This is a genomic window from Kribbella sp. C-35, assembly GCF_046549195.1.
Lineage (GTDB): Bacteria > Actinomycetota > Actinomycetes > Propionibacteriales > Kribbellaceae > Kribbella.
Genome location: NZ_JAJPWG010000001.1, coordinates 360,470 through 372,812 on the forward strand (window position 1 = coordinate 360,470; position 12,343 = coordinate 372,812).

At 68.0% G+C, this 12,343-nt stretch carries 15 protein-coding genes; 6 read left to right on the top strand and 9 right to left on the bottom strand.

Annotated features, from left to right (window positions below; genetic code table 11):
- The first annotated feature begins 11 nt into the window (after positions 1 to 11).
- Together ACLJOO_RS01780 and ACLJOO_RS01785 are read left to right on the top strand one after the other, a co-directional pair.
- Positions 12 to 875, top strand: coding sequence for a hypothetical protein (locus tag ACLJOO_RS01780; RefSeq protein WP_410784985.1), 864 nt, complete (start codon positions 12 to 14; stop codon positions 873 to 875).
- Positions 876 to 889: 14 nt separating this feature from the next.
- Positions 890 to 1,816, top strand: a complete 927-nt coding sequence (locus ACLJOO_RS01785) for a hypothetical protein (RefSeq protein ID WP_410784986.1) — start codon at positions 890 to 892, stop codon at positions 1,814 to 1,816.
- A gap of 5 nt (positions 1,817 to 1,821) precedes the next feature.
- Here ACLJOO_RS01785 and ACLJOO_RS01790 read toward each other — a convergent pair whose 3' ends face one another.
- The 7 genes from ACLJOO_RS01790 to ACLJOO_RS01820 all read right to left on the bottom strand — a co-directional run bounded on the left by ACLJOO_RS01790 (position 1,822) and on the right by ACLJOO_RS01820 (position 8,026).
- Positions 1,822 to 2,769, bottom strand: coding sequence for an ATP-binding cassette domain-containing protein (locus ACLJOO_RS01790; RefSeq protein ID WP_410784987.1), 948 nt, complete (start codon positions 2,767 to 2,769; stop codon positions 1,822 to 1,824).
- 4 nt (positions 2,770 to 2,773) lie between these two features.
- Positions 2,774 to 3,589: an ABC transporter permease gene (locus ACLJOO_RS01795; protein ID WP_410784988.1), complete on the bottom strand. Its 816-nt coding sequence runs from the start codon at positions 3,587 to 3,589 to the stop codon at positions 2,774 to 2,776.
- The gene (locus tag ACLJOO_RS01800) at positions 3,582 to 4,379 is read right to left on the bottom strand and encodes an ABC transporter permease (RefSeq protein WP_410784989.1); all 798 of its coding nucleotides are present in this window, start codon (positions 4,377 to 4,379) and stop codon (positions 3,582 to 3,584) included. Before ACLJOO_RS01800 ends, ACLJOO_RS01795 begins: the two co-directional genes overlap by 8 nt.
- A gap of 242 nt (positions 4,380 to 4,621) precedes the next feature.
- Entirely contained in the window at positions 4,622 to 5,467 is an 846-nt protein-coding gene (locus tag ACLJOO_RS01805) for an alpha/beta fold hydrolase (protein ID WP_410784990.1), read from the bottom strand.
- 180 nt (positions 5,468 to 5,647) lie between these two features.
- Positions 5,648 to 6,517, bottom strand: a complete 870-nt coding sequence (locus tag ACLJOO_RS01810) for a RecB family exonuclease (protein ID WP_410784991.1) — start codon at positions 6,515 to 6,517, stop codon at positions 5,648 to 5,650.
- A gap of 13 nt (positions 6,518 to 6,530) precedes the next feature.
- Positions 6,531 to 7,148: a MarC family protein gene (locus ACLJOO_RS01815; protein ID WP_130383984.1), complete on the bottom strand. Its 618-nt coding sequence runs from the start codon at positions 7,146 to 7,148 to the stop codon at positions 6,531 to 6,533.
- Positions 7,145 to 8,026, bottom strand: a complete 882-nt coding sequence (locus ACLJOO_RS01820; RefSeq protein ID WP_410784992.1) for a PHP domain-containing protein — start codon at positions 8,024 to 8,026, stop codon at positions 7,145 to 7,147. The genes ACLJOO_RS01815 and ACLJOO_RS01820 overlap by 4 nt, the downstream gene beginning before the upstream one ends.
- Before the next feature lie 101 nt (positions 8,027 to 8,127).
- Between ACLJOO_RS01820 and ACLJOO_RS01825 the strand changes: the two genes are divergently transcribed.
- Together ACLJOO_RS01825 and ACLJOO_RS01830 are read left to right on the top strand one after the other, a co-directional pair.
- Positions 8,128 to 8,526 (top strand): NUDIX hydrolase, encoded by a 399-nt coding sequence (locus ACLJOO_RS01825; RefSeq protein WP_410784993.1) that lies wholly within the window; start codon positions 8,128 to 8,130, stop codon positions 8,524 to 8,526.
- 160 nt (positions 8,527 to 8,686) lie between these two features.
- Positions 8,687 to 9,439: a GNAT family N-acetyltransferase gene (locus ACLJOO_RS01830; protein WP_410784994.1), complete on the top strand. Its 753-nt coding sequence runs from the start codon at positions 8,687 to 8,689 to the stop codon at positions 9,437 to 9,439.
- Here ACLJOO_RS01830 and ACLJOO_RS01835 read toward each other — a convergent pair.
- The gene (locus ACLJOO_RS01835; protein WP_410784995.1) at positions 9,421 to 9,858 is read right to left on the bottom strand and encodes a DUF4267 domain-containing protein; all 438 of its coding nucleotides are present in this window, start codon (positions 9,856 to 9,858) and stop codon (positions 9,421 to 9,423) included. The genes ACLJOO_RS01830 and ACLJOO_RS01835 overlap by 19 nt on opposite strands.
- Before the next feature lie 155 nt (positions 9,859 to 10,013).
- On the opposite strand from ACLJOO_RS01835, the gene ACLJOO_RS01840 reads away from it, so the two are divergent.
- Both ACLJOO_RS01840 and ACLJOO_RS01845 read left to right on the top strand, forming a co-directional pair.
- Entirely contained in the window at positions 10,014 to 10,610 is a 597-nt protein-coding gene (locus tag ACLJOO_RS01840) for a TetR/AcrR family transcriptional regulator (RefSeq protein ID WP_410784996.1), read from the top strand.
- 78 nt (positions 10,611 to 10,688) lie between these two features.
- Complete coding sequence (locus ACLJOO_RS01845) at positions 10,689 to 11,669, top strand: hypothetical protein (protein WP_410784997.1); 981 nt, start codon at positions 10,689 to 10,691, stop codon at positions 11,667 to 11,669.
- 25 nt (positions 11,670 to 11,694) lie between these two features.
- Here ACLJOO_RS01845 and ACLJOO_RS01850 read toward each other — a convergent pair whose 3' ends face one another.
- Complete coding sequence (locus tag ACLJOO_RS01850) at positions 11,695 to 12,270, bottom strand: histidine phosphatase family protein (RefSeq protein WP_410784998.1); 576 nt, start codon at positions 12,268 to 12,270, stop codon at positions 11,695 to 11,697.
- Positions 12,271 to 12,343: the final 73 nt, after the last annotated feature.

Sequence of the window (12,343 nt, forward strand, 5' to 3'; positions counted from 1 at the left end):
GGTTTGCGGGGGTGCAGGCTGTTGAGGCCAATGCGGCGTTGGGGGTGTTGGCGGCGCGGTTGGCGGGGGCGGGGTCTGCGGCGGAGCGGGTTGCGGGGTTCGAGGCGGCGTACCGGCATGTGGCGGAGTGGCGGTATCAGGTTGCTGTGCAAGGCGAGTGGACGCGGCCGGGTGCGAGCGCGGACGACGTTCGGGAGACGATTGGCGATGGCGGGTACATGCGGTACCGGTTGACGCCAGGTTCGGGTCGGCGGGAACCGGGGTCGCCTGCGTGGAAGTTGCTGTCCGAGCTGGAGCGCGTTGCTCTGAAGCGGCTGGGCCGGGAGCAGCAGGTGCAGAACGTCGTGACGTTGCGCGACGGGACCACGGTGAACGGGAACCAATTGCATCTCGTGGCGGCGCCGCGGGACCGGGAGACAGGCGCTACCTTTCCGGGGCACCCGGACTACGTGGCGACGCAGACCGCGACGTACGCGAATCGGGAGGTGCTGCGGAGGGCGTCGTTCGAGGCGCTGGCCGAGTTGGAGGGGTTGCGGGCTGCGGGTACGGCGGATGTGCGGGATCCCGCGCAACGGCAGGCGTTCGTGGATGCGGCGTACTTCTTGGTGCAGGGGCCGGAATTCCGGCGCGGGAGTGATGCGATCATGCGCACGTTTCTGGTCGCCGCGCACGCCCGGGTCTTCGATCGGGCTCCGGTGCTGCCGCATGCCATCGATCTGGACGGGATGGTCCGTGGGCAGGATGCCTTCAGCCAGGTGATGCGCGACCAGCTCCGAGTGCTCCCGTCGGCAGACGAATCAGGGCTGGCGGCGACCGGGGCCGATCGGGCTCCGCGTGACCGCGGCGTACGCCGGACCGGTGGAATCGCCCGCTGATAGCGTCACCGGGTATGGGTGCTGAGCGGATCACGGCGCAGAGTTTTCCTACGCCGGATATTGTGAAGACGACCAACAATCCGGCGATGTGGGATCAGCTCGGCGGATTCGCGCAGGTGCAGGCCGCTGAGGCGAACGCGGCGCTGGAGTTGCTGGACGAACAGCTCGCGAAGGCCGGCAGCTTCGACGAGCGCGCGGCGGCGTTCGAGACCGCGTACCGGCACGTGACCGAGTGGCGGTACCAGGTGGCCGTCCAAGGGCAGTGGACCCGGCCGAACAGCGAGGTCGAGGCCTTCCGGACCCCGATTCCGGCCGACGAATGGATGGACTACAAGCTCACACCGTGGGCGGCCGGGCGTGAGCCCGGGTCGCCCGCCTTCGTTCTGCTCACCGATCTGGAGCAGGTTGCGAAGGATCGGTTGAAGAACAGCTTGAACCTGCACAACCCGGTGAACCTGCCTGATGGGCGGACGATCAGGGGTAACCTTCTCGACCAGGAGTTCCATCCCGGCCTGGTCATTACCGGGACTGCGAGGTTCGAAGATCGGGAGCAGTTGCGGCGGGCATCGTTCGAGATCCTGGCTGACCTGGAGACGCAGCGTGCCGACACGGAACGGCTGGACCCGCAGGACCCCGAGCTGCGGCAGAAGTTCACTGATGCCGCTTACTGCTTGATCCAGGGGCCGGAGATGATGCGCGGGAGCGACTCGATCATGCGCACGTTCCTGGTGGCGGCGCACACCCGGGTGTTCGACGCGGCGCCGGTGTTGCCGCAGGCAATCGATCTGGACGGGATGGTGCGCGGCCAGGAAGGTTTCAACCGGGTGATGCACGAACAACTCCGCCTCGCCCCGTCCCGAACCGCCACCCAGCCCATCGCCGCCACAACCACCGAACGGGCAACCCCCACAAGAACCCGCCCCGGCGGCCTCGCCCGCTAACCCGCCTACGCAGAGTTATAGAGCTGGGTGATCACAGATTCGATGGTGGGTTCGGAGACTGATAGGTCTACGAGGGGGTAGCTGGCGGCGATCTCTGCCAGCAGCGGCGCCGCGCTGGTGCTGGTTGGGAAGGTGAGGTGCTGCCGGGGCCCGTCGACCTTCACAACTGTCGCTCCGGTGACCTCGATCGGCGGTAGGGAGGCGGCCAGGTCGACGACGAGTGTGCGCGGTGCGGACTGGCTCGACTTCAGCCCGTCCAGCGTGCCGTCGAAGATCTGGTGGCCGTGGTCGATGACCATCACCCGGGTGCAGAGCGCCTCGATGTCGTCGAGGTCGTGGGTGGTGAGGATGATCGTCGTACGGCGTTCCGCGTTGACCTGCGCCAGGAACTCGCGGAGCCGCGCCTTGCTGATCACGTCCAGCCCGATCGTTGGCTCGTCCAAGTAGACGATCTCGGGATCGTGCAGCAGCGCGGCCGCGATGTCGCCGCGCATCCGCTGCCCCAGCGACAGTTGCCGCACCGGCACGTCCAGCAGGTCCTTCAGGTCGAGCAACTCCACGAAGATGGCCAGGTTCGACCGATGACGTGCGAGCGGTACGCCGTACATCTTCTGCAGGACCGCGAAGGAGTCCTTCAACGGCAGGTCCCACCACAGAGTGGTTCGCTGGCCGAAGACGACGCCGATGCGGCGAGCGAGCTTCATCCGGTGCCGCGACGGATCCACCCCGGCCACGCGGATCGAGCCGCCGGACGGCACCAGGATCCCGGTGAGCATCTTGATCGTGGTGGACTTCCCGGCCCCGTTCGGCCCGATGTACCCCATCACCTCCCCCGGTTCGACGCTGAATGTCATACCGTCGACCGCCCGCACTTCCCGCCGGGTACGGCGCCATCCGGACCGCGACGTGACGGTGAAGGCACGCGAAACGTCCGCCAATTCGATAACAGGCACGACCTCAACTCCCTGTACTGCGATAGCGACGAAGGCCGGCCCGCCACGCCAGCGAAGCCAGCGCGACCATCACCGCCGCGACCAGCGGCGACAGCAGCCCGATCCAGGACGGCAACCCGAGCGGGGCCGGCTTCCCCAGGATGTAGAGCACCGGGTAGTAGTTGACGAAGGCAATCGGTACGACGAACGTGACGGCCCGCACGATCTGCTGACCGAAGACCACCAGCGGGTACTGCGTCATCGCCTGCCCGCCGTACGTGAACGAGTTCGCCAGCTCGGCCGAGTCCACCGACACGAACTGGAACGCGGCGCCGAGCACGAAGATCGCAGCGAAGATCACCGAGCCGGCGACCATCGACACCACCAGCATGATGCCCCGGGCAACGGTCCAGTCGACGTCGAGCCGGGTGAGCGCGATCACCAGAACGATCCCGGCCTGCAGCGGCCGCCCGATCCGCCGGAGCGCGAACCCATCCGCCGCGGCCTGCAGGAACGCGGGCACCGGCCGGATCAGGTAGGCGTCGAACGTCCCGGTGCGGACCCGTTCCCCGACCCGCTCGATCGAACCGGTGAACAGGTCCGCGAGCCCGAGCGTCATCGAGGCCGTTGCGTAGAGCAACGCCATCTCCGCCAGCGAGAACCCGCCGAACGACGAGATGTGGCTGAACATCAGCACGATCGCGACGAAGTCCATCACCGTCAGCACCATCGAGCTGAACAGCATCAGTACGAACGACGCCGGGTACGCCATCGAGGACCGGATCCACATCATGATCAGCATCCAGTACTGCGACGGCGCTCGGAGCACGCGCTCAACCACCCTGGATCACCACCTTCCGGGTCGCCACCGACGTGACGAGTTGCGCGCCGAGGAGGAGTACCACGATCCAGCCCAGCTGGAACAGGAGCGCCGAACCGGTCCCGCCCGGGTTCCGGCCGAGCCAGATGTCGATCGGCACCTGCATGGTCGCCGCCCACGGTGTCGCCCGGGCGATGTCTCCGATCGCACCCGGGAACACCACCAGCGGCAGGATCATCCCGGAGAAGAAGGTCGACAGCACCAGCGCCAACTGCTCCATGCCCCGCGTGTCGGTGATCCAGAACCCGGACAGCGCGACCAGGTAGCGGATCCCGAAGCTGACGAGGATCGCCAGGAACACCCCGGCCGCGACCGCAAGCCAGGCCAGCGGTGTTGAAGGGAACTTGAGGTCGAACACCAGCGCGCCGACGAGCAACGGCGCCCCGCCGCGCACCAGCAACTGGAACATCGCCCGGCCGAGGTCGACGGACAGCCACCAGAGCAGCAGATGCGTCGGCCGGTACAGGTCGACCGCGATCTCACCGCTGCGGACCCGTTCCCCCAGCTCACCCGTCGTCGTCGCGCCCCAGATCCCAACCGGCATCAGCAGCCCCTGCTGCAACCACACGAACGTGAGCGCGTCCGAGACGTCGTACCCGCCGAGTCCGGGGCGCTCGTGCCACAGCGTCAGGTAGATGCCGCACATGATGAACCCGAAGACCGAGTTCGTGAACGCGCCGGACGCGGTCGCGACCCGGTACGTCGAGAACCGCCGGAACGACCGTACGGCGATCGCCCAGTAGACCCCCACCTGCAACCTCCTCTCGTAACAGGTGATGTCCGAGAGCCACAGCGGCACGCAGAACCGACCCGAATCTGGAAAGACCCGGGGGTTCGGACACCACTGTGACGGCATGGCTGAACCACGCCGATTGTCAAAGGCAGAAGAGGGACGCTACGCCGGACCGTGGGAATGCGTCAACACAAATAACCGGTCCGGACGTGGGACCCCTCAGACCCACGCCCGGACCGGTGCCCGGAAGGTACAGGAACCTACAGGGTGTCGCTCTTCAGGAGATGAGCGAGGTGGGTGGCGAACGGCGCCGGGTGGCTGGCGTACCCGCCGTGCCCGCCCGGGAACATCACCACCGGCCAGCCGAGATGGTCCGCGATGACCTCGATCGGCCGCCCCGGAAGGTGCATGTACGACTCCAGTCCGGCCGCCGGGACGACGCGATCGGCCACCCGCTTCAACGCGTCCAGATCCGGCTCGTACCGGGTGAACGGCAACAACTTGTGCTCGTAGAAGTTGGCCGCGTTCGCCTGCATCCGCTCCGCGAGCTCCCGGTACTCCGGCAGCAGATCCTCTATCGGCGGCATCGCGTCGTCGTCCATGCCGGTGCCCATCATGAACACCACGTCGGCCGCGGTCAGCCCGTCCGTGCGGTAAGTGTCGTACACGTCGGCGAAGAACGCCCGCGCGTCGTCCGCGTCGGAGCCCGGCAGCACCTCGGTGCACGGCGGCTCGTGCGCGACCAGCATCCGCACTCGATCGGGGTGCCGGGTGATCAGCTCGAGGCCGGTGATCGCGCCGGAACTGCTGCCGAAGACGTACGCCGGTTCGCTGCCGGCGACCGCATCGATCAGGGCCAGCGCGTCCGCGGCCGCCTGCACGAGGGTCTCGTCCGTCGCGTCACCGACGTACCCGCTGCGCGAGTTGCCCCGCGGGTCGTACGTCACGACCGTGTACTCGGCGGCGAGCTGCCCGACCATCCCGGAGAACACACCGGCGTCGGTCCCACCACCCGCGATCAGCAACAGCACCGGCCCCGAGCCGGCGACCTCGTAGTGCAGCGTTGCCCCCGGCACCGCCAACTTGTTCACAGTCTTCGCACCCATCAGCGAGCCCCTTTCATTCCCCCTCAGGCTCCACCCCAGCGCTGGCACCCCGCGCACACGGCGCTGGCACGGCGGCAGCTCGACAGGAGGTGTCCGCCGATCGACCCGTCCGTCAGGCGTGCGCACCCGCCTGCAGACCGGGCAGTGGGCGTATACGTACTGTCGAGCTGCCGTGCAGGGTCAGCCGGTCTCTTCCAGCGGGATCGTTGACGGCTCGTCCAGGCCGGCCCAGGGGTCGCGGGTGGGGGCTTCGCGGCGGCCTTGGGGGCAGATTTTGGCGAAGTCGCACCAGCCGCAGAGGGCGGAGGGTTCGGGCGGGAAGGCCTCGTCGGCCTCGGCCGGGGTGAGGCCCTCGGCCCAGCGTGCTTCGGCGGCGGCTGCGTCGTCGGCCATCGACTCGGCGCGTTTCTGGTGCCGTCCGAGCGAGTCCTCGTCGTGGTCCGCGGCCGCGACGGTGTTGGTCGGCAGGTGGTGGAGCTCGACGCGCGTGCACGGCTTGTGCAGGACGCGGCGCGCACCAAGCACATAGAGAGCCATCGCCAGCGACGACCGTGCGTCGACAGACGTCAACGGCCGCCGACCGGTCTTGTAGTCGACGATCGCCAGCTCAGTCCCACCGCTGCCGTCGCGCGCCGGTCGCTCGTCGATCCGGTCCACCCGTCCGCGCAGCGAGGCCCGCGCCGTGGTGAACGCCACGGTGCGCTCCACTCCGCGAGGTTCGTAGTACGGATCGGAATCCCGCAGGTACCCGAGCACCATCTCGGTCGACCGGTCCCGCCAGTCCAAGGACTGTTGCTCGTCGCGGAACCCCTCGCTACGCCAGCTCGACCGCATCTTCGCGACGACCTCGTCCGGCGTACGGCGGGATGCGGGCCAGCGCCCGAAGAAGTCGGCGAGCACCTCGTGGACGATCGCGCCGACCGTGTTGTGCGCCCACGGCGGTCCCTTGGGCGGCCGCGGCGTCTCGAGGTACGTGTACCGGTACTTCCGCTTGCAGTCCGCGAACGTCAGCAGCTTCGTCGGCGTCGCGACGAACAACCGCTTCGGCATACCGGGAAGCACGTCACCCCGCCTTGATGAAGTCGGTCACGGCGTCGGCCACGAGCTGTACGGCGATGGCGCTCAGCAGCAGACCGGCGATCCGGGTGACGAGCAGTACGCCGTTCTCCCCGAGGATCCGCATGATGATTCCGGAGAACCGGAGCGTCAGCCACATCACCAGATGGATCGCGATGATGCCGACCGAGATCGCGACGACGTCCGGCAGCGACCCGTTCGCCCGCTGCACGAACACCATCGTGGCGACGATGGCACCCGGCCCGGCGAGCAACGGCGTACCGAGCGGAACGAACGCGATGTTCACGTTCTTGGTCTGCACCGGGTCCTCGGCGGTGTCGGTCAGCAACTGCAGCGCAATCAGCAGGAGCAGCAGACCGCCGGCGCACTGCAGCGCCGGGAGCGTGATGCCGAGGCGGTGCAGGATCTGTTGCCCGAACGCCGCGAACACCACGATCACGCCGAACGCGACAAGCACGGCCTGCCACGCCGCCTTCTTCCGAACGGCGCGGGACTGGCCGGCGGTCAGTGAGATGAACAACGGCACAGTGCCCGGCGGGTCCATGATCACGAACAGCGTGACGAAGACCGAGCTGAACAGGCCGAGGTTGATGACGCTGTTCACGGCAGGTAGGCCTCGGGAACAGTGCAGTCGGAGGCGGCGGCGTTGGTCTTGGCGACGTCCAGCAGACGTTCGAGCTGATCGGGCTCGGTCGAGTTCACGCCGAGGTCGTGGTCGATCTTGCCGGCGCCGTGGTGGTCGCTGGAACCGGTGTAGATGATGCCGAGGTTCTGGGCGATGGCGCGCAGCGCTTCCCGCGACTCCGGCGAGTGGTCCTGGTGGTCGACCTCGATACCGGCCAGGCCGTGGTCCGCGACCAGACCGGCCAGGTTCTCCTCGGTCATCACCTTGTAGCTCGACCGTCCCCACGGGTGCGCGATCACCGGCACGCCGCCGGCCTCACGCACCAGGTCGATCGCGTGGCCCGGCTCGAGCGCGTAGTGCGGAACGTGGCCGGCGCGGCCGTCGGCTAGGAACCGGTCGAACGCCTCACTGCGGTTGGCGACCGTCCCGTTCGCGACGAGCGCGTCCGCGACGTGCGGCCGGCCGACCGACGGCGTACCCGTCGCCTGGGCCAGCACCTCGTCGACGGTGAGCGGTACGCCGATGCTGTTCAGCCGGGCCACGATCGTCGGAATCCGGTCAGTACGGCCCTCGCGAACCACCTGCAGGTCCTTGGCGAGCGGAGCGTACGTCGGATCGGGGAGGTAACCGAGCAAGTGAACGCTGATCCCGTTGAGCTTGCAGGAGATCTCCAGCCCCGGAATGAACCCGATCCCGAGCTCCTCGGCGGCCCGCCGGCCGTCCACCCAGCCGTCGGCGGTGTCGTGGTCGGTGAGCGCGATCACATCGAGCCCGGCCTGCTGCGCGTGCCTCATCAGGACGTCCACCGGGTCGGTGCCGTCCGAACGGTTCGAGTGGGTGTGCAAGTCGATGCGCACGAGCTGGCCGTGTCCTCTCTGATGGACTGTCACGGCTGATGCTATCCGCGTTCACCGACTAGACCTGGAACTTGTGCACAGACGCCCTATCCTCGGGGTGCATGGAGCGCGTCGACTGCGTAGGTGCCCTGGTGTACGACGAGCAGCACCGGTTGCTCGTCGTACGGAGAGCGCACGAGCCCGGCCGGGGACTCTGGTCGATTCCTGGCGGCCGGGTCGAGTCCGGTGAGGACGATCCGACCGCGGTTGCGCGGGAGGTCGCGGAGGAAACCGGGCTGACCGTGGAGGTCGGGGATCTCGTGGGCGAGGTCGAACGGACCGGTCCGCGCGGACAGCTGTACGTGATCCGCGACTACGCGGCAACGGCCGTCGGCGGCACGCTCACCGCGGGTGACGACGCGACGGACGCACGCTTCGTGACCCGCTCCGAGTTCACGGCGCTTCCGACCACGACGCTGCTCGTTTCCACGTTGGAGCAGTGGAACGCACTGCCCGGCTAAGGGGACGCGGCCGGTGGCGTAGGCCGCGGGGGCGGCCCTGATCCGGAGCGGCGGCGAGTGGACGCTGACGAACGACGTCGAACAGGTGCTTGGCCGCCCAGTCAGAACCTTCCGCGAAATGGTCGAGACGCACCACACCCTCTTCAGCAACACTTAGCGGGTGGACGACGCTGATGTGGTGCGGGCGATCGAGGAGAACTCCGCCGAGTTGCTGATGGCGATGGGGGCTGCAGGCGGTGGGTCGCAGCGTTCGGACGATCGGGCGGAGTGGACGATCGGTGGTTCGCCGATCGACTATCACAACGCGGTGGTACGGGCGTCTTCGGTCGAGGTGGCTGCTGAATCCCTGGCGGAGTTGAAGAAGCACGGCGTACCAGGGAACTGGCATGTCGGGCCGTCCATGCAGATCGACGGCGCAACCTTGACCGCGGCCGGATTCGTCGCGGCCGGGAGCGAGCCGGGGATGGCGGTGCGGATCTCGGAGCTGATCGCGCCCCGCGCCGTACCGGGGCTGTCGTTGACGCGGGTGCGGGACGACGACGCGTTGGCGGTGTGGGAGGCGACGCTCGGGCAGGGGTTCGGCGAGGGCGAGCCTGAGGCGCGGTGGGTCGCGTCGGTCTACCGGAAGCTCGGGTACGACGACCCGTGGCAGCACTACGTCGGGTGGCTGGACGGCGCCCCGGTCGCGACTGCCACGGTGTACCTCGGGGCGGGCGTCGCCGGACTGTACTTCGTGATGACAGTCCCGGAAGCGCGCCGACGCGGGATCGGGGCAGCAATCACGTACGGCGTACTTCGTGCAGCAAGCACGGAGTACGCCGTACTGGAATCCTCCTCCGCCGGCCGCCCCGTCTACGAGTCCCTCGGCTTCCGCGAATACTGCACCATCGACCTCTACGAGTGGGCCGGCTGAACGGTCTCGCCGGTCTGGGCGGGGGTGGTGGTGGGGCGTTCGCGGAGGAGAAGGATCGCGTCGAAGAGGACGACGAGTGCTGTGAGCCCGTGAACCCCGAGTGCGGTGGCCGCGGGGCCGTCGTGGGTGAAGACGGTGATCATGTCGATGATCGGGACGAGCGTGGTGATCGCCAGTACGACGCCCGTCGCCCGTCGCTGGCGTAGCGCGAACAGGGCCAGGATGCTGAGCCCGAGCGCGATGTCGCGGACGCCCTTCACTGCGAAGTACCCGGCGGCGGTGCCGGTCGGCCATGGGTCGATCCCGAAATTGGCGGCGGCCCCATGCCCGTCGAACAGCCCGTTGAACAGGAACTGGGTGCCGAACGTCAGCGGGAAAACACCGAGCAGGACAGTCAGAACGGTGGTAAAGCGGCGCATCGCAGTACTCCTCAACATCGCGGAACTCCTCAACAGCATCGGCAGAATCTAGCAGCGCTAGTTTTCCTAGCGATGCTAACCCTGTCATTGCTAGATTGTCTAGCGGTGCTAGATCTATCGTCGCTAGATTGTCTAGCAGTGCTAGGGTTCGGGGTATGCCGACTCAGTCACGCCGTGAACGGGCCCGCGCCGAGCGTCACGAGCTGATCCTGCGCACCGCCCGCGAGCTCGCCGAGTCGATCGGCTGGGGGGCCGTCACCACCCGCCGCCTGGCCGAGGCCATCGACTACAGCCAGCCGGTCCTTTACGGACACTTCGAGAACATGAACGCGATCGCCGACGCCGTCGCCATCCAGGGCATCGAGGAGCTGATCGCCGTACTGCGCGACGCCCGCACGAGCGCACCGGATCCCGCGGCCGGACTCAACGCACTGGCGAAGGCCTACCTCGAGTACGCGTCCACCCACCCGGCCGTGTACGAGGCGATCTTCGTCCGCCCGACCGACCTGGAATTCGCTAGCAGTGACAGCCCGCTACTCCTGAAGACCGCCTTCGCCGAGTTCCAGGCCGCGATCGAACCCTTCGCCGCCGGCGACGACCCCGAAACCCTCACCGAAGTCCTCTGGAGCGCCCTCCACGGCCAAGCCACCCTCGCCCACGCCCGCCGCCTCCGCCCCGGCCAAGGTGACACCCGGGTCGAGCTCCTCCTAGCCCGCCTTTCCGGAAAGAATTCGCCACCCAGCGCAACATAAGTTCCGGAAAGCAGCGGTCGCCCCGGTTGTCCACAGGGAGTACGGCGGGCACGCGCCGAATCCGTCATCCTGAACCGCGTGGAGTGGTGGTGGTCGCGTCAACTGCGCGAGAAGGGGATCGATGCGCTGATCCACGACCAGGGCCAGATCGTGTCGCGCGCCCAACTACTCGCCGCAGGCTGGTCCGAACCGCGCATCAGAAGACGACTGCGCAATAGGCGCTGGCGAGCAGTTCACCCCGGCGTATACGTCACGCACACAGGCCCGATCGGGTACGCCGAGCGCTTGCTGGCGGCCCTGCTGTACGCCGGACCTGAGGCAGCGTGGAGTCATTACACCGCCGCGGAGCAGCTCGGGCTGATCAAGCCGGATCCGGAGCGCCGCGTCTTCGTGACCATCCCGGAGCGCCGCAAGGTCCAACCCCGCGCAGGTCTCGTCATCCATCGCGACGAGCACTGGGCCGCCCGTCTCGCCGCGATCGCCCCACCGCGCCGTACGCCTGCGGACGCGGTCCTCGACATCGTGAGCATCGCACCGTCGCTGGACGAGGCGGCCGCGGTGATCGCCGAGGCGTGTCAGAGCGGCCGCGTCGGAGCGCAGGACATCCTGAGTTCGCTGGCGGATCGTCCGCGACTGCGACATCGCGGGAGCCTCCGGCCGATCGTCGCCGATGTCGTCGCGGGATCGCACTCCTTGCTGGAGATCCGCTACGCACGGAACGTCGAGCGCCGCCACGGGCTGCCACGCGGGCAACGGCAGCGCTCTGTGGACGGCGAGTTCACGGACGTGCACTACACCGGGTTCAGTCTGAACGTGGAACTCGACGGCCGGCTCCATCTCGTGCCGCAGCAGCGGTGGCGTGATCTCGACCGGGACAATCGCGCCACGCTGCGGACCGAGGCGACGCTGCGCTACGGGTGGTTCGACGTCACGAATCGCGCGTGCGACGCCGCCGTACAGGTTCTCCAGGTACTCCGTCGTACGAACCCGTTCCTCGACGCCACCGCCTGCTCACCCACGTGCGCCGTCACAGCTTTCCGGAACATTTCTGCCAGCTAGCGCAAGAAATGTTCCGGAAAGCGAGCTAGCTGTTCCAGCGCAGCACGGCTGGGGAGCCTCGTTCCCAGCCGAGGGTGGAGAGGGTGGCGGTGTTGAGGACGAAGTGGCGGCCTTCGGTGACGTCTAGTTCTAGCCAGCGGGCGGTGAGGCCGCGGAGGGCGTGGGAGTGGCCGAAGACGAGGACGTCTCCGGGTACGGCGGCCAGGCGGGTGTTGACGCGGTCCAGGCGGGTGGCGACCTCGGCGGGGGTTTCGCCGTGGGGTACCGGGTCGTCCCAGACTGTCCAGCCGGGGACGGTCTTGCGGATCTCGGCGGTGGTGATGCCCTCGTAGTCGCCGTAGTTCCACTCGACCAGGTCGTCGTCGACCTCCGCGTCGGGGAAGCCCGCGAGTTCCGCCGTACGCCGGGCGCGCTGCCGCGGTGATGTCAGCACCAGGTCGAAGGACTCCCCCGCCAGCCGTTCCCGCAAACTCGCGGCGACTCGTTCGCCCTCGGGTGTCAGCGGGAGGTCGGTGACGGACGTGTGCCGACCCGACTTGCTCCACTCGGTTTCCCCGTGCCGGACCAGGAAGACCCGGTCCTTCCGCTCCTGTGTCGTCACGCGTGCATCCTCGCAGACGACAGATCCACCAAGCCCCACCCCTTGACCGCTGGAACGATCCAAGGCAAGGTAA